Raw genomic sequence first — 16,624 nt, 5'->3', positions numbered from 1 at the left:
CCTGCGTGGTGACGCTGCGCTGCCGCCTTCGGGCGCTGACCGCTCATCGCTGTGCCTCTCCCAGATATCCGCGTTCGATCAGGTTGTCGATCTCGTGCTGCTGTGCTCCCAGCAGATCGCGCATGACGTCCGCGCCGTCGGCGCCCAGCGCGGGAGCCGGTCCGGTCGACAGGTGCCTTCCGTCGAAGGCGGCGGGCAGTCCCGCTGCCAGGTAGGTGCCGATGCGCGGCTGGTCGAGGGCGGCGAACAGCGGGTTGGCCTCGAGTTCCCCGCTGCCGACCAGTTCGGCGAAGCCGCGGTAGCGGTCGAACAGCACCGAACTGTCCGACAGCGCCGCGTCCACCTCGGCGGCGGTGTGCTCGGCGAACCAGGTCGCGAATACCGCGTCGAGCAGCGCGCGGTGGCGGTAGCGGTCGGCATCGGTCGAGAAGTCCACGCCCAGTGTCGATTCCAGTGCAGAGACCACCTCGGTTCGTCCGGTGATCCGCACCAGATCGCGCATATGCCGCGGCGTCAGCGCGACCACCATGAACCGCGCGCCGTCCGAGGTGCGGAAATCCTTGCCGTAGGTGCCGTAGACGGCGTTCCCGGTGGCCTCGCGCTCGACACCGTTGATCTGGACCTCGGTCAGATATCCCAGGTGACCGGAGATCGCCAGTGCCACGTCTTCCAGTGGCAGGTCGATCGCGGTTCCCTGCCCGGTCGATTCGCGATGACGCACCGCCGCCGCGATCGCCAGCGCGGCGTACAGACCGCACGCGACATCCCAGGCGGGCAGCACGTGATTGGCCGGGCCGCCGTGCTCGGGGGAGCCGGTGATCAGCGGGAATCCGGTGGCGGCGTTGACGGTGTAGTCCACGGCGGCGCCGCCGTCGCGCTTGCCGGTGATCCGCAATGTGATCACATCGTCACGCAATTCACGTAACGCGTTGTGGCCCAACCAATCCCGCCCACCGGCGTTGGTCACCAGAATGCCACCGCCGTCGCCGGGCGCGGTGACGAGCCGCTGCACGATTTCGCGACCGTCGGGGCTGCGAAGGTCGCAGGTGACCGAGCGTTTTCCGCGATTGAGTCCGGCCCAGTAGATACTCTCCCCGGCGTCGGTGACCGGCCAGCGGTTCTTGTCACCGGCCCCGCCGACCGGATCGATGCGGATCACTTCGGCCCCGAGTTGGGACAGGGTCAGCCCGCAAAGCGGCGCGGCGACGAAACTCGACACCTCCACGACGCGCAGACCCGCCAGCGGGCGGATGCCGGGAAGTTCGGTCATGCCATCAATCCCGTGAATCGCCAATCCAATACCGGGCGGGCGGAGTCGGCGCCGTTGTGCGCGTGCACGATCGAGCGCAGTCGCACGGCGGTCCCCGCGCCGAACGGTTCGGCGTCTTCCACACGCAGTTCGCTGGTGAGGGTGTCACCCTCGCGCACCGGGCCGGTGTGGTCGCAGGATTGCCAGCCGAGCACCGTCACCAGGGCGGGCAGTGCCCGCGTCGCCTGGCCGAACGCCAATCCGATGGTGTGGCCGCCGTATACGAGGCGACCGGCCTCGCCGACGCGTTCGTCGTGATGTACGGCGGCGATATTGAGGGTGAGCCGGGCGAGTTCCGGCGCGCTCGACACCACGTCGCCGCTGCTGCGGAAGAGGGTGCCGACGAGATCCGGGGTGAAATGCGGGCCGGGCACCAGCGCGCGGTAGGCGTCGAGATTCCAGCCGTCGATGGATCGGGTATCCGAATTCCCCGTTCCGCCGGCGTCGCCCCCGATCGCCGAGAGGTCGTCGGCGCGGCGTACCCGGTCCTCGGCCGCCGCCGGGCTCAGCGGGAGCATCGCGCAGCGATGGAAGTCGAGGATGATCCGGCCGTGCTGGTCGGTGGAGGTGATGCGCAGGGCGGCAAGTCCGGTCGGCGCGCGCCCCGGTTTGGCGGAATTCTCCCGGAGGCCGACCACCTCGGTGCGGGTGTGCACGGTGTCGCCCAGCACGGGAAACCGGTGGAAGCGCAGGCCGCGATAGAACAGATTGGCCTTCACGTGGTGGGTGGCCAGTGTCGATTGACCGATCGCGATATCCCAGACCAGGCCGGGAGGCGCCAGGGGAGCGGCCGACCCGATGACCGCTTCGCCGGTGTACGCGTCCAACGCCAGGCGTAGCCGGTCGCCGAGGATCGCCCGGTGACTCGCGGCGAGGCCACTGGTCAGGGTGACCGCGGGGGCCGAGTCGAAGGTGGCGCCGGGCTCGAGTTCATCGAAATACGGTCCGCCGACGAACATCTCACGTCGGTTCACGGCGCGGTCTACCTCGATCCTGTCGGCGGGCACGGACACCGCGCGAGCACTGCGGCTCGGCGCGGGCGATGGTCCGAATATTGGCAGTACGCAAACAGCTATGTCAAGATCAATGTACAGATATGATCCGAACATAACGGATATATGGCCGTACAAATCAACACCGTTCAGGCGGGTATGCCGAGAGGCGGGCCGTCAACAGTCGAGCCAGGAGGATGCGGAGCACGATGACCGCCCGGGAGTCCGAACCGGCACACCAAATGGTGTCCCGTGAGTTGCGCGCGGGAATCGCCGCGGGCAGCTACCGCGACGGCGTCAAGCTGCCCACCGAAGCCGAACTCGCCCAGCGGTATCGGGTGAGCAGGCAGACGGTGCGCCGCGCCTTCCAGGATCTCGTCGCCGACGGCACGGTCTATCGAGTCCCCGGCCGCGGCACCTTCGTCACCGAATCCGACGGCCGCTACCTGCGTCATCACGGTTCCATCGAGGACCTGATGAACCTGTCCTCGGACACCTCGATGGAGGTGCTCGTCCCGCTGCACCGCCGCGTCGACATCGACGCGGCCAGCCGTCTACGCCTCGACACGGATGTGGTGTACACGGTGGTCTTGCGTCGCATCCACGAAGGCGTTCCCTTCGTGCTGACCACCGTCCACCTTCCCGAACATATCGCCAAGCCCCTGATCGATGCCCCCGAAGTCGAAGCGGGTGCGGTGAGCTCGCATACCGTCATCGGTCTGCTGGAACCGCGGCTGGACAGTCCGATCGTGGAAGCCGCCCAATCCATCACGGTCTCGCCCGCCAACGCCGAGATCGCGACCGGCCTCGGGTGCGAGCCGGGACACCCCATGCTGCGGATCGACCGGTTGTACTCCGACGCGGGCGGGCAGGTGATCGATCTATCGATCAGCTACTTCCTGCCCGAGCACTACACCTACCGCGTCACCCTGCGGCGCAGCACGCTGTGAGGGGATTTCGCGCCGAGAGGGCGAGCCTCGCCGCGAAATGTGCCTTCGCCCACCGGGTTCGACGTTGTGCGGGTGGCCCGAAACCGGGCGGGGCCGCTGTACCCGGTGCGCGGGGACCTACGTCCCACGTTCAAGGGCCGCCGGGCCCTGTCGTCGCCCAGCGCACGACGCGAATAGTCGATGATGCCCGACCACGGCGGCTACCGCAGGCACTCGACAACTCCCATGGTGTCGACCGCGCGGTCGTCGCGGGGCGGCGCGACGAGACCCCACAGCACACAGTCGGAGCGGAGCCCGGATGACCACCCTCGCGAACCATCAGTCGATCGTCGTCGGAATCGACGGCAGCCGCGCCGCCCCTGCCGCCGCGCGGTGGGCGGGCGCGATCGCCGCCAGGCAGAAGGCGCCGCTCGAGCTGGTAGGTGTCGTGTCTGCCCTCGACCACCGGCTCACCGCGGCCGCGCTGGCACAGGTCGACCTCCTGCCGCTCCTGCGGGATGTCGCGAAGGACAAGGTGCGCGAGGCCGCCGCCGCGGTGCGCGAGGACTTCCCGCAGTCGCGGGTCAGCGAACGAGTGCTGGACGGGTCTCCGTCGCGGGAACTCATCGCCCTCGGCGAGACGGCCGGACTGCTTGTGGTCGGCGCGAGCGCCAACGACCGGTTCAGCACGGTGCTCTTGGGCTCGACCGCACTGCGCGTGGCGAACAAGGCGGGCTGCCCGGTCGCGGTATGGCGCGGGGACCACGCGCACCCCCTGCCCGATCAGCGCCCGATCCTGGTAGGGGTCGACGGCTCCCGAGACAGCGAGGCGGCGGTCGGTCACGCCTTCGAGTTGGCGGCACTGCTCGGGGTGGGAGTTGTCGCGCTGCACGCCTGGAACGACCCGGATCTGCTGCAGTGGACACAGGTGGCCGACAGCTGGGATGTGCTGGCTCAGCAGGAGGAGGAACTGCTCGGTGAGCGGTTGTCGGGTTGGGGGGAGAAGTACCCGGACGTGACGGTGACCCGTGTTGTTCAGAAGAGTCCGACCGCGCAAGCATTCCTCGAACACTCCGCGGGCGCTCAACTGGTCGTGACCGGGAGCCACGGACACAACCGTGTCACCGGGCTCATGGTGGGATCGACCACCCAGAATCTACTGCATCACGCTCCCTGCCCGATCCTGATCTGCCGCGGTCGCTGAGCCGCGCGATCTGAGCCGACGTCGGATTCACCGGCGTCGGCCGCGGCGGCATCGCGGGTGCTGGCATAGTGGACGCGGTCGGAATGACGCTCCGACCATCATGTCCCAGCTAGTCGAGATGCGCGGTCGTTGAGGATCGTATCGGTGTCGGTCCCGACTATCGGCGGATTCAGTCGGAGGCGGCGGTGAACGGCGGCAACGAGGCGGAGCGGAACGCGGCCAGCGGCGGGTGGGTCGAGGTTCGTATCCATGGTGTGAGTGGGACGCCACCCGAAGCGACACTGCGGAGTTGGCATGCCGTGCAAGTAGCGGGCGACGACAAAGGTCGCATCTACCACGTCACCGGTGATGGCAGTGCGAGCGACGCCAACGACAGTTCCGCTCCGCTGATCGAGGCGTATCACTGGGGCAGTTACACGGCCGGAAGTTGGGTGCAGGGGCTGTGGTTCGTCCTGATCCCGTTCGGAATTCTCAATGCCGCCCAGTTCATGCTGCCTCGGCCCGCTATCGATGATCGGTTCGGGTACGCGCTGCACGCGGTATGCGGTGCGATGCTCCGGCTGGTCAGTCTGTGTATGACCGGTGTCTTCGCGTTCACCTCGGCGTACATCCTTGCCGACTTGCTGGCGTGGCAGACATTGCCGACGTGGATAGCCGGAATCGGCACCGCGACCGTGCCGATCGTATCCGTGCCCGCTCATGAATTCGCTGTCGCGGTCGCGTTGCTCGCCGCGGTCGCCTTGATCTGGCTGATCAGCACTCTCGCCGGTCGAGGAGTGTCGCGCGTGGAGACGACGGCGGAGCTGGATTCCCCGGACACTGTCGGACAGACACTCCTGCAGCGCCCCGGCTTTCTCGCGGGCGATCACAAATCGCCGGTGCTGCGCAACCTGCACCTGGCGTTCGCGACGCTGATAGTCGCCTTCATGGGCGCGGGCCTGTTCGATCAATATCGACTGCTCGACGTCGTGACGAAATACGGGCTTGTCGCGCTGGTGATCATCGTCGTGCTGCTGGGTGATCCCGAGCGCTCTGCCGCGCTGACGGACGGAACACCGCCCCCGGCGGAAGCTCTCTGGAAGGTCATACGTTGGCTTGCCCGTCTGATTCTCGCGGGCGCGTGTCTTCTGGTCGTCGCGTCCTGCGTGGGTCTGGTCCGAACGGACACACCCGTCGCCGAGCAGCATAGAATGGTGCAATTCGACAGCGGCGCAACGGTATTGCTGTCGTACAGTCTGATCGGGCTCCTCATCCTGCTGGTCGCCACGGTACTTCTCGCCGTACGGACGTGGTCGGATCAGGCGAAGACGCCCTCCTCGTTTCGCCCGTATGCCAGGGGCACCGCCGCGTATTGGGTGACGTCGACCGGATTCTTTCTCGGTCTGGGGTTCTCGGCCGCGGTCGCCGAGGGATCGGCACAACTACTCGGCGCCACATACAAGTCGCCGATCCTGGAACATATCGCGAACGCGTGGGGGATCACCGTCGTACTCGCGGTCGGCGTCATGGTTGTCGTCGCCGTACTGTTCCGAATCCGATCCGGGAGTCGTGGGCGCCATGTCGACGAGATGTACTCGGATCTCGAAGACGATCTCGGTATTTCACAGCGGTGGAAGAACAAGGCCGCCGCGGCGATCGGGATCGCGCGCCTCAAGAACTGTCTCGTGCCGATTTCGATTCTGTTCGGCATCGTGGCACTCCTGCTGACGGTTGCCGTGGCACACGAGGTAGTCGGTCTTCAGCATTTCTGGCGTCATCTGTTGAGCCTGGCGGCGGATACCGACGGGCAATTGCCCACGCTATTGCGTTGGGCCGGCGCTGATGTCGCACCCGGTCAGTTCGATCCGGTGATCTGGCTCGGAACGTGGGTGCTCGTCGCGGTCGCGGGGCGGCTGGTACTTCTCGGCCGCAGTGCGGTGACCGGTCAGGAGAGTCGCCGCACCGTCAATACGGTGTGGGACGTCTTCTGTTTCTGGCCGCACGCCGCCCACCCATTCGCGCCGCCACCGTATTCGACCTATGTGGTCATAGATATCCGGGATCGCATTACCTATCACCTCGAACGACTGAAGCGCGAAGGTAGGGCCGATATCCGACGTCCGATTGTCGTGTGCGGGCACAGTCAGGGCAGTCTGATCGCGTTCGCGGCACTGCTGTGGCTCGAACCCGAACAACGACAATATGTCTCGCTTCTCACCTTCGGATCGCAACTGCAGGTCATCTTTCCCAGGGCCTTTCCGGGGTACATCAACTTCGCGACCATCGCGGCCGTATTCGGCGAACTCGACGGTGGCTGGGTGAATCTGTATCGGGAAACCGATCCGCTCGCCGGGCCGGTACTGTCCTGGAAACCTGACCTTCCGCCGAAGCGAGAACCGATCGGCCTCGGTGATATCGGGAGGGCAGCACTGGAAGGGCCGATCCTCGACACCGGAATCGACGCCGTCTACGGGCGACGGGAATTCGGCAACGACTGGAGGCTGCTCGACCCGACCCCCGCGGATCGCGCCCGCCAAACCAGGCAGGTGTCGAAGGTGAATGGCCACTCGGACTTCTTCGCGGACCCGGCGTGGGATCGTGCCGTCGCGAGGGCACGAGGTGTCGACGGGTGAGTCGGCGGAGAACCGAACCCCTCGGTTCCGCGCCGACTGCCCGCTAAGGGTGTGAGCCGGTTCGTCGCGCCAGAATCGACGCGATTCCGGCTGCCGCCGCTCGAACCGGTACGGCGTGGGCTTCGGGGCGGAATCGGGTGGTCGGACCGGTCATCGAGATCGCTGCCAGGGGTCGGTCGTCGGTATCGAGTATCGCCGCCGCGATGCAGACGATGCCCGTGGTCGATTCCTCGTATTCGTAGGCGACTCCCTGTTCGATGATGGTGTCGAGCTGGGCGCGCAGGATTCCGGGACCGACGACGGTGCGGGGGGTGCGTCGCGTCAGGGGGCCCGCGAGGACGCGATCGATCGTCGCCTGTTCTGAATACGCCAGGAGCGCTTTGCCGATCGCCGTGCAGTACAACGGCATACGGCCGCCGACCCGGGATGGGGCCCGTGCTTGACGGTGTCCGCCGATCTTGCTGATGTAGACGACCTCGTCTCCGTCGAGCACGCCGAGATGCACGGTTTCCCTGGTCCTGGTGAACAGATCCTGCAGGAAAGGGACGGCGACCTCGAGCAGTGTCCGCTCGGCGGCGGCGCGCATGCCCAGTTCGAACAGCCCTCGCCCGAGGCGGTATCCCCCGGGTGAGATCGCGAGCCAGCGTGCCGCGACCAGATCCCGGCACATCCTGTGGACGGTGGCCTTGGGTAGGCCGGTCCTGCGCGTGAGTTCGGACAATCCGACCGCCCCGTCATCGAGTGTGAACGCTTCGAGTATTCGCACAGCCCGGCCGAGGACGGATCGCTCGTCCAATCGCGGTGTCCCCATGCTGGTCATTTCCTGTTCTCGGTCCACTGAGTGGACCATTCTACTGTTCAGGCGGGCAGTGCGAGGAGTGGACTGGTCGACACCGACCCGAGAGATGAGAAAGAGGTCAAGATGTCCACCAGAGCCGGCATCGTCGGCACAGGTACAGCGCGCGTCGACGATTCCATCGTCACGGCCGCCGCGGAACGCCTGATCGCCGCCGCGGCGACGCGGCGACCCTGCGCACCGGTTCGTGCCCTGATCGGCCCGGACGACGTCGACACCGCGTACCGCGTGCAGGAACGTTTCAACGCGTCCCGGTTGGCCGACGGTGTCACGGTCGTCGGCCGCAAGATCGGCGCGACATCCGAAGCGGTCCAGCAGCAATTGGGCGTCGACCAGCCGGATTTCGGTGTGCTGTTCTCCGATATGGCCTACGACGACGGCGACCTGATCGCCATCGACCGGCTCCTGCAGCCGAGGGCGGAGGCGGAGATCGCGTTCTTCCTCGCGGAGGATCTCGCCGAAGGTCCACTCGACGTCGCGCAATGCCGATCGGCGGTGGGATACGCCGCCGCCGCGCTCGAGATCGTCGACAGCCGCATCGACAACTGGGACATCTCGTTCGCCGATACGGTGGCGGACAACGCGTCGAGCGGATTGTTCGTCCTCGGCGCGCAGCGCCCGACCCTCACGGATTTCGAGCCGGTCGAGGTCGCCATGAGCATGCGGATCGATGGCGAGGTCGTCTCCACCGGCACCGGCGCGGCCTGCCTCGGCGACCCGCTGAACGCATTGGCATGGCTGGCTCAGCAGGCGCGGGCATTCGGCGATCCGCTGCGCAAAGGCCAGGTGATCCTGTCCGGGGCACTCGGCCCGATGCGTCCGCTGTACCCGGGCGCCACGGTCACCGCCACCATCGACGGCGTCGGCACCGTGTCGGCGTCCTTCTCCACGACGCCGGAGGTTTCCAGTGAGTGACCACGCCATTCGCACCAAGGTCGCGATCATCGGGTCGGGCAATATCGGCACCGACCTGATGATCAAGGTCATCCGGCATTCCCGGTTCCTGGAAATGGGGGCCATGGTCGGCATCGACCCCGATTCGGACGGGTTGGCCCGTGCGGCGAGGCTGAAGGTGCCGACCACCCACGAAGGCGTCGACGGCCTGATCGCGCTGCCGGGGTTCGACGAAATCGAGATCGTCTTCGACGCGACGTCCGCGAAAGCCCACAAGGTCAATCACGACTTGCTGGCGCCGCTGGGTAAACGCTTGATCGACCTGACGCCGGCGGCGATCGGCCCGTTCGTCGTCCCCGCGGTCAATCTCGAAGACCACCTCGACGCCGTCAACGTGAATATGGTGACGTGCGGTGGTCAGGCGACCATCCCGATCGTGGCCGCGGTGTCGCGGGTCGTCCCCGTCGCCTACGCCGAGATCGTGGCGTCGATCGCCTCCAAATCCGCGGGACCGGGCACCCGCGCCAATATCGACGAGTTCACCGAGACCACCTCCCATGCCATCGAAGCCGTCGGCGGCGCCGAACGCGGTAAGGCGGTGATCATCCTCAATCCGGCGGAGCCCCCGCTCATCATGCGGGATACGGTCTTCTGCCTCGTGCACGCCCCGAATGTCGATTCGCACGACCGCATCCGCGCATCGGTGACGAAGATGGTGGGCGATGTCGCGGCGTATGTGCCCGGCTACCGGCTCAAGCAGGAAGTCCAGATCGATCCGATACCGGCCGACCAGCCCGTGCACACGCTGCTGGCCGACGGTACCGCCACGGTCGCGACGCATCGGGTCTCGGTATTCCTGGAAGTCGAAGGCGCGGCGCACTATCTGCCCGCGTACGCGGGGAATCTCGACATCATGACCTCGGCCGGACTGCAGGTCGCCGAGCGCATCGCGCAGAACATTCAGCAGAAGGAGACCGCCCGATGAGCTCGAACAGTCAGCCGCCGACGGTATTCGTCCAGGACGTCACGCTGCGCGATGGCATGCACGCTGTCCGGCACCGGATTTCGCCCGAGAATGTGGGACGGATCGTCGCTGCCCTCGACGCCGCCGGTGTCGACGCCATCGAAGTCGCCCACGGTGACGGGCTCGCCGGTGGTTCGGTCAACTACGGTCCCGGCTCGCACAGCGACTGGGCGTGGATCGAAGCCGCGGCAGCCAATCTGAGCCGCGCGCGGCTGACCACACTGCTGTTGCCGGGGGTCGGAACTGTCGAAGACCTCAAACGCGCGTACGACCTGGGCGTGCGATCCGTGCGGATCGCGACGCACTGCACGGAGGCCGACGTCTCCGCCCAACATATCGCGACGGCGCGCGAAATCGGTATGGACGTCTCGGGATTCCTCATGATGAGCCATATGGCGCCGCCCGAGGAACTCGCCGCCCAGGCTGCGTTGATGGAGAGCTACGGCGCGCACTGCGTCTACGTCACCGATTCCGGCGGGCGGCTCACCATGGACGGTGTGCGCGACCGGGTCCGCGCCTACCGGGACGTCCTCGATGAGGGCACCGAGATCGGCATCCATGCTCACGAAAACCTCTCCCTTTCGGTCGCCAACTCGGTCGTCGCCGTCGAGAACGGTGTCGTCCGAGTCGACGCCTCCCTCGCGGGGCACGGCGCGGGGGCGGGGAATACGCCCATCGAGGCCATCGTCGCCGTCGCCGACGTGCTGGGCTGGAAACACGGATGCGATGTGTTCGCACTGCAGGACGCGGCCGACGACCTGGTCCGTCCGCTGCAGGACCGGCCGGTGCGCGTCGATCGCGAAACGCTGACCTTGGGCTATGCCGGGGTCTACTCCAGCTTCCTGCGGCATGCCGAGGCCGCCAGCGAACGGTACGGAATCGATGTGCGGACGCTGCTGCTGGAGGCGGGCCGTCGTCGTCTCGTCGGCGGTCAAGAGGACATGATCGTCGATATCGCGTTGACGATGGTCGCTGAGCGCCAAGCGGTCTGAGGATTCGGGTCGTGTACAGCCGCGTCGGCCGCTCTCGCTGGTGTGGAGAGCCCGGTCTGGGCGGACATCCGTCGTGCGGGATGCCGCAATCCCGTGCATTCGATCGGAGAATGTCCGCGCAGACCGGAAACCCACCGCCGCACACACGCGCGGAGCTTGCGCTCACCGCACGAGAAGCGTCACGGCCGGTAGCAACGCCAGCGACACCAAGGTGGTCTTGACGACGACCGATCCGGCGAAATCGAGATCGACGTCATAGCGCCCGGCGAGGACGAAGACGTTCTGTGGCGTCGGCATGGCCGCCAGCACCGTGAGATAGGCCAGCCACGGATCGTCCACGCGGACAATGTATTCGGCGACAGCGTAAACCATCAGCGGCAGTATCACGCATTTGAAGGCGATGATCGCGTTCTCGTCCGGGGTGGCGCCGCGCAGGCGCAGTGTGGAGCCACCCAGATGCAGGCCGAGCGCGATCAGCGCGACCGGTGACGCCGCGTCCCCGGCGAAGGACAACCCCGACACGACGGGGTGGGGGACCGGCCACGACGCGACATTGAAGGTGATGGCGGCGCCGCACGCGACGACGACAGGCGTCGCCAGCGCCGCACCGACGGATCGAGTAATGGTCACCGCGGGATGGCGCGCAGTCACGTGGTCGGCTCCGGCGAATTCCAGAACGGTCAACACGATGATGGTCAGGCCGCAGACCTGCAGGATCAGGATCGGGAAAATCGGTGTGGCGTCATCGAACAGCTGCACGAATACCGGGATGGCGAAGTAGGCGGTGTTGACTTGGCAGGCGGCCATCATCCGCAATGCGGTACCCGCGGCCCCGAGTTCGGTGCGGCGCAGGCAGAGTACGCCGACGATCACCATCGCGGTGATCGCCGCCGCGGCGTACGCGCCGATCGCGGTGAAGTCGAACAGCTGCCCGAGATCGCTCGCGTACAGCTTCGGAAACAGATACGCCGGGATCAGTAACAGGAAGGCCAAGTCGCACAGTGGTTTCGACACATCGGCGGCGATGATCTTCCGCCGCGCGAACCACCAGCCCGCGGCGACGAGCGCGGCGATGGGCAGCAGTTGGGTGAGGGTGGCGGCGATCTCGCTCATCGAACGGTCCCGTCGGTCGGTGGCAAAGGTGGGCGTATTACCCGACCACAGGTCGCGCGGGTCATCGACGATCGCGCCCGCTAGCGGCTACCGGCTGGACGGACCGAAGCCGCGGTCGATGCCATCGGGCAGGTCGGCGCCACCGATGGCGAACCCGGCGATCGCGCTAAAGCTGCGGCTGCGGCGGCAGGGGGCGAGGCCTTCGTCGCGCAACAGCACCGAGGTGCCCGAATTGAGGATCACCCTGATCATCTCGGGTATCTGACGCTGCATGCGTCCGCGGGATCGTCGTAGAGTGCCACGATCCCGTCGCGCTTTCGATCGGGACGATCTGGCCTTCCTCGCCGATCTCGGCATCCGCTTCGTCACGGTGTATCCACTCGGCGGCCGTCCGCAGGGCAAACCCGGTGACGGCCGCGACGATATCGTCGACGTCGAAGATCACACCGGCGCACTCGCCCGTTGGTTTCGGAAGGCCGGGGTCCGCGTCGGCGGCGTCGTCGCGCTGCGCCCCGACCGATTCGTCTCCGGCACCGCCGCAGAATGACGCGGCGCTCTATTGGCGACCCAACTGCGGGAGCAACTCGGTATCCGGGGCGGTCCGGACGCGCACCTCTCGGTCCGGGACGAGGTCATTGCCACAACGTCGAGCACGGCAATGGGGGCAGACCTTCGCGTACATCGTCATCGATAGTGACCGAAACCTCGAGTGCGGCGTGACATGACGACAGCACGCGCGCTACGTCGTCGGCTTGATCGATCGGCGCCACATAGTCCAACGCGAGCACGCCTACTCGAATGTGGATATGCCTGATCTGCTCTGCCTCCATGCGCGGTTCACCACTGTCCGGTCATGGGGCGCGTGTCCGGCGCGGTGTACAGGTCGACCGATCTCGGGATCGCCCCGGAGTCGACGAAGTCGGTCGTCGTTCGGTAGCGGTAGTCCGAGGAACCACCGATGTGCCTCGCGGCGGCGGTGATCGGAATAGCGGCCCCGACACGCAGGTGTGCGGTGGTGCTCGCGTGTGCCGCAGAGTCCGTGTTCATGGCGAACCCCTTGCGTCGTTGCCGGTGGTCGTCCTCGTCGCGTGCCTCGCCGTCCTGCGATTCGGCTACTGCGGGTCACGCCGAGGGGCTGTCCGAATTATGGCGGAATGAACGATAACATGATACGCCCAGGCCAAGGTTCAGCGCCATGGGCATGTTGGAATGCGCAATAACATGCCGTGATGCGATCGTGGGGGAGTGCGGGAACTCGTCGAGATGGTCACGTGCGGCAATACGAGGGGGTGACGTGATCGAGCTCCGGGGAGTCGACGGACCTCCGGGCGGAAGTCGCGAACACCACGGACGACGAGGAGCGCGCGGGCGCGGTCACCCGGTTTCGGTGATGTCGCCGGCAGCCTGCTGATAGGCGTCGGCCGCGCGGGCGAAGTAGTCGAACAGCAACTCCCGCTGTTCGGGGGTGTAGCTCTGGATGATTTCGCCGATCCTGCGGCGCGCGGGTGCGAGCGCCTTGTCCAGTCCGGCCGGGCGGTCCACCGGTTCGACGATGACCTTGCGGCGGTCGCCCGGATCCGCCACGCGCCGCACATAACCCGCCTGCTCCAGGCGGTCGACGAGGCGGGTGGTGGGCCCGGTGGTCAGTCCTGACCTGGCGCCCAGCTCGCCGGGAGTCATGGCGCCGCTCAGCTCCAGGATGTTCAGGGCGTACAGGTCGGTGGCGCCGAGGCCAACGGCCCGCGCGCCTGCCTGGGCGTGTAACACGACCGAACTCAGGTACCGGCGAAAAACCCGGCCGGGGTCGTTCTCGGCCTGTTCTGTTGACACTGGGCGGTCCCTCCTCGTAATCTCTTCCTCAACGAAGAAACAGTGTTTCAGCAGATACTGCGTCTGTGCAGAGAATAACACGGGAGAGCTTCCCGTCACGGTCGAGTGAGGAGAAATCTCATGCACCCCGCCCCTGACACCGCCGCCATCCGCGCCCTCATCCAGCGCAGCCAGGACGCCTGGGACCGCGGTGACGGTGCCGCATATGGCGCGTGTTTCACCGACGACGCCACCGACGTCACCTACATGGGCGCTGTCTATCACGGCGGCGCCGAGATCGGTCGAGGCCATCAGGCGCTGTTCGACAGTTTCCTGAAGGGCACCCGCCTGACCGTCGAGATCATCGAAATCCGCCGCTATAACGGTGACACCGCGGTGGTCGTGACACGAGGTGAATCGGCCAAGCGTGCGCCGAAGAAGCTCGGCAAGCTCGCCACCTACACCGTTGTCCGCGATGCCGACGGTCAGTGGCGCATCGCCGCGGTACAGAAGACGCGACGCCGAGCGTTGATGGAGGCGCTGACCTTCACGCTGCAGCCCGCATCCCGACCGGCGGCGCGGTAATGGCCGCCATCGCGATCCCGGGAGTCGCCGGGCGCGCGGGGCGCGTCATGGCGACGTCGAGGATGCGCGCCCACCGTCACGGATGCGTGATCGACTCGGGAGATAAAGCCATACGCTCAACCGAAAAAATCTGTAGCAGTGAGAGTAGACATTTTGGTGCAAGCGAGTTAGAGTCGCTGTCGTTGGAGATGAGAAGGCCGAGTGGCCGGGCAGGTGAGCTGTCCGGAAGGACAAAGTTCGACCGTCCCCTCCGGTGGAGAAGAGAATCCGGTGCAGTCGGCCGGCCCGCCGGAGGGGATGAGGAAATACCGCAGACACTAGGTACGTTCGACCAGGGAGGTGGCCGCTGCACCATTCACTCGACTTTTCCGTGCCCGGAAAGTATCGGGCACCTTGTCCGACGTCGACCAGCCCGGTCGACGGACAGAACTGAACCTGAATCCCTTCGTAAGATCACCGGGCCCCGGCGCACAGTGCGCCGGGGCCCGCCGGCGTTGATACCCGAGAGGTGTTGTAGAACAACCAAACCCGGACCAGTCAACGGTCGGGCCTTTTCGCGTTGCGAGGTGGCGCCGATGACGAGGGTGCCGCGGGGCCTGACTTCCGCCACCACCATGGCCGACGCGTGACCACGTCGCCTCGTGTAATACGCAGTTGCTCCTCGCGATTGATCAGACGTCGGGCCGTGACGGGAGCGTGAGATGAACACACCGCGAAGATGGCCGCTGTGGTTGTTGCGGCCGCTGCTAGGTGCGGCAGCGGCAGTGGCGCTGGTAGTGGGAGGGATGTCGGTGTTCTTCGATGGCGAGGGTGATCAGGAGGCGCCTCCCGCTCGGATCAGCGAGGCGCCGCTGACGGTGCCGTTGAGCACGAACCACTGGCCGGGCGACGGTAACTGATGTCGCGTCGGCCCGTACCGCTGCCGCCGCCGTGACGGAGACCGCCCACCCGACCATGGACGCCCCGGACGCTGGTCACGATCACCGAACCCGCTGACCCATCTATGGTTGGACGACACCGACGGAAGGGCAGCGATGGAGTTGGTCAAGGGCGCGAACGCGCCGATCACCGTGGGAGAGGTCCGGGTCGCGGTCGCGGCGGCGACGCCGGTGGATGTCGCCGCGCTGCTGCTCACCTCCGACGGAAAGGTGCGCTCCGACGCTGACTTCGTCTTCTACAACCAGCCGACCGCGCCCGGCGTGACTGCGCAAGCCCCGGACGCGATCCGTGTCGTCCCCGGCGCGGTGCCCGGCGATATCGACAAAGTTGTCGTCACGGCGAGCCTCGACGGTTCGGGTCCGGCCGACTGGGGACAGGCAGGCTCGCTGCGTATCTCGGTCACCGATGACGCGACCGGGGCCATCGTGGCCACCTTCGCGCCGACCGGTCTCGGCTCGGAGACCGCGCTGATCGCATGTGAGCTCTACCGGCGCGGGGACGCTTGGAAGGTGCGCGCGGTCGGCCAGGGCTATGCCGATGGATTGGCCGGTATCGCTTCCGATTTCGGGATCACCGTCGACGATGCGCCGCCGAGCGCCGACGGGCCCGCATCGCCGTACACCGCGCCGGTGACGTCGCAGCCGATTGCCGCACCCGTACACCAGCCGCACCCCGAACAGCAGCCCCAGTACGCCCGGCAGGCGCCGGCCGCCGCGCAGCAACCCGCCGCCGCGCCGCGGTTCGGGCAACCGACGGTGAGTCTGGACAAGGGCCGAGTTTCCCTGCGCAAGAACGAAACCGTCGCACTCACCAAACAGGGCGCGCCGCCGCTGAGCCGGGTTCGGATGGGGTTGGGGTGGGATCCGGCGGTGGGCGGCCGGAATATCGACTTGGACGCGTCGGTCATCGCCTACGACAACAGGGCCAAGAAGCTGGTCAATGTCTGGTTCATGAAGCGGGAGGCGTTCGACGGCGTCATCCGGCATTCCGGCGACAACCTGACCGGCCACGGCGATGGCGACGACGAGGTGATCGCGGTCGACCTCACCGCGTTGCCGCCTGAGGTCTATGCCCTTGTCTTCACCGTGAACTCGTTCGCGGGCCACACGTTCGACCAGGTCGGCCGGGCGCACTGCCGCCTGGTTGACGATCACTCCGGGGCGGAGCTGGTGCGTTTCGAACTGGGCAAGGGCGAGTCGACCACGGGCGTATTCATGTGCATGCTCACTCGCGGCGCGCACGGCTGGAATATGACGGGACTCGGCGAATACGCGAAGGGTGCGACCGTGCGCAAGATGGTCGATCCGGGCAAACGGTTCGTGTCGACGACTCTCCTCTAGCGTGGTCGTCGACACGAACCGTTTTG

18 protein-coding genes are annotated in these 16,624 nt (G+C 66.6%); 10 read left to right on the top strand and 8 right to left on the bottom strand.

Features of this window, described 5'->3' with window-relative positions; translation table 11 throughout:
- Positions 1–43: 43 nt before the first annotated feature.
- A complete protein-coding gene (locus ABZS43_RS28955; protein WP_355039146.1) occupies positions 44–1,270 on the bottom strand; it encodes a CoA transferase in 1,227 nt (408 codons plus the stop codon).
- Entirely contained in the window at positions 1,267–2,283 is a 1,017-nt protein-coding gene (locus ABZS43_RS28950) for a MaoC family dehydratase (protein ID WP_355039145.1), read from the bottom strand. The genes ABZS43_RS28955 and ABZS43_RS28950 overlap by 4 nt, the downstream gene beginning before the upstream one ends.
- A 227-nt stretch (positions 2,284–2,510) precedes the next feature.
- Here ABZS43_RS28950 and ABZS43_RS28945 point away from each other — a divergent pair, with 227 nt between their 5' ends.
- From ABZS43_RS28945 to ABZS43_RS28935, 3 genes are all read left to right on the top strand, one after another.
- On the top strand, positions 2,511–3,251 hold the full coding sequence (locus tag ABZS43_RS28945; RefSeq protein WP_355039144.1) for a GntR family transcriptional regulator: 741 nt from the start codon (positions 2,511–2,513) through the stop codon (positions 3,249–3,251).
- Between the two features lie 298 nt (positions 3,252–3,549).
- Positions 3,550–4,434 (top strand): universal stress protein, encoded by an 885-nt coding sequence (locus ABZS43_RS28940; RefSeq protein WP_355039143.1) that lies wholly within the window; start codon positions 3,550–3,552, stop codon positions 4,432–4,434.
- 185 nt (positions 4,435–4,619) lie between these two features.
- Entirely contained in the window at positions 4,620–7,046 is a 2,427-nt protein-coding gene (locus tag ABZS43_RS28935; protein WP_355039142.1) for a hypothetical protein, read from the top strand.
- Between the two features lie 43 nt (positions 7,047–7,089).
- On the opposite strand, the gene ABZS43_RS28930 is transcribed toward ABZS43_RS28935, so the two are convergent.
- On the bottom strand, positions 7,090–7,866 hold the full coding sequence (locus tag ABZS43_RS28930; RefSeq protein WP_355039141.1) for an IclR family transcriptional regulator: 777 nt from the start codon (positions 7,864–7,866) through the stop codon (positions 7,090–7,092).
- A gap of 102 nt (positions 7,867–7,968) precedes the next feature.
- Here ABZS43_RS28930 and ABZS43_RS28925 point away from each other — a divergent pair, with 102 nt between their 5' ends.
- The 3 genes from ABZS43_RS28925 to dmpG are packed head-to-tail and all read left to right on the top strand — an operon-like array spanning position 7,969 to position 10,812.
- Entirely contained in the window at positions 7,969–8,817 is an 849-nt protein-coding gene (locus ABZS43_RS28925) for a fumarylacetoacetate hydrolase family protein (protein WP_355039140.1), read from the top strand.
- The gene (locus ABZS43_RS28920; RefSeq protein ID WP_355039139.1) at positions 8,810–9,781 is read left to right on the top strand and encodes an acetaldehyde dehydrogenase (acetylating); all 972 of its coding nucleotides are present in this window, start codon (positions 8,810–8,812) and stop codon (positions 9,779–9,781) included. The genes ABZS43_RS28925 and ABZS43_RS28920 overlap by 8 nt, the downstream gene beginning before the upstream one ends.
- Positions 9,778–10,812, top strand: coding sequence for a 4-hydroxy-2-oxovalerate aldolase (gene dmpG / locus ABZS43_RS28915; RefSeq protein WP_355039138.1), 1,035 nt, complete (start codon positions 9,778–9,780; stop codon positions 10,810–10,812). The genes ABZS43_RS28920 and dmpG overlap by 4 nt, the downstream gene beginning before the upstream one ends.
- 162 nt (positions 10,813–10,974) lie before the next feature.
- On the opposite strand, the gene ABZS43_RS28910 is transcribed toward dmpG, so the two are convergent.
- Both ABZS43_RS28910 and ABZS43_RS28905 read right to left on the bottom strand, forming a co-directional pair.
- Entirely contained in the window at positions 10,975–11,925 is a 951-nt protein-coding gene (locus tag ABZS43_RS28910) for an AEC family transporter (RefSeq protein ID WP_355039137.1), read from the bottom strand.
- Between the two features lie 87 nt (positions 11,926–12,012).
- Positions 12,013–12,177 carry a hypothetical protein gene (locus ABZS43_RS28905; RefSeq protein WP_355039136.1) on the bottom strand — a complete coding sequence of 55 codons (165 nt, stop codon included), beginning with the start codon at positions 12,175–12,177 and terminating at the stop codon, positions 12,013–12,015.
- A 43-nt stretch (positions 12,178–12,220) separates the two neighbouring features.
- On the opposite strand from ABZS43_RS28905, the gene ABZS43_RS28900 reads away from it, so the two are divergent.
- On the top strand, positions 12,221–12,472 hold the full coding sequence (locus tag ABZS43_RS28900) for a hypothetical protein (protein WP_355039135.1): 252 nt from the start codon (positions 12,221–12,223) through the stop codon (positions 12,470–12,472).
- Between the two features lie 85 nt (positions 12,473–12,557).
- Here the strand turns inward: ABZS43_RS28900 and ABZS43_RS28895 are convergent, their stop codons facing one another.
- The 3 genes from ABZS43_RS28895 to ABZS43_RS28885 form a co-directional block, all read right to left on the bottom strand.
- Positions 12,558–12,755: a hypothetical protein gene (locus tag ABZS43_RS28895; protein WP_355039134.1), complete on the bottom strand. Its 198-nt coding sequence runs from the start codon at positions 12,753–12,755 to the stop codon at positions 12,558–12,560.
- A 7-nt stretch (positions 12,756–12,762) separates the two neighbouring features.
- Positions 12,763–12,972 (bottom strand): hypothetical protein, encoded by a 210-nt coding sequence (locus tag ABZS43_RS28890; RefSeq protein WP_355039133.1) that lies wholly within the window; start codon positions 12,970–12,972, stop codon positions 12,763–12,765.
- A 327-nt stretch (positions 12,973–13,299) separates the two neighbouring features.
- Positions 13,300–13,755, bottom strand: coding sequence for a MarR family transcriptional regulator (locus ABZS43_RS28885; protein WP_355039132.1), 456 nt, complete (start codon positions 13,753–13,755; stop codon positions 13,300–13,302).
- A 120-nt stretch (positions 13,756–13,875) separates the two neighbouring features.
- Between ABZS43_RS28885 and ABZS43_RS28880 the strand changes: the two genes are divergently transcribed.
- The 3 genes from ABZS43_RS28880 to ABZS43_RS28870 all read left to right on the top strand — a co-directional run bounded on the left by ABZS43_RS28880 (position 13,876) and on the right by ABZS43_RS28870 (position 16,598).
- Positions 13,876–14,319, top strand: coding sequence for an SgcJ/EcaC family oxidoreductase (locus ABZS43_RS28880; RefSeq protein ID WP_355039131.1), 444 nt, complete (start codon positions 13,876–13,878; stop codon positions 14,317–14,319).
- A 701-nt stretch (positions 14,320–15,020) separates the two neighbouring features.
- On the top strand, positions 15,021–15,218 hold the full coding sequence (locus ABZS43_RS28875) for a hypothetical protein (protein WP_355039130.1): 198 nt from the start codon (positions 15,021–15,023) through the stop codon (positions 15,216–15,218).
- 135 nt (positions 15,219–15,353) lie between these two features.
- Positions 15,354–16,598, top strand: coding sequence for a TerD family protein (locus ABZS43_RS28870; protein WP_355039129.1), 1,245 nt, complete (start codon positions 15,354–15,356; stop codon positions 16,596–16,598).
- The last annotated feature ends 26 nt before the right edge of the window (positions 16,599–16,624 follow it).

This window comes from Nocardia sp. NPDC005366, assembly GCF_040606855.1.
In the GTDB taxonomy this organism is placed as follows: domain Bacteria; phylum Actinomycetota; class Actinomycetes; order Mycobacteriales; family Mycobacteriaceae; genus Nocardia.
The sequence above is the reverse complement of the archived record's forward strand: the minus strand, read 5'-3'. Positions and strand labels throughout refer to the sequence as shown.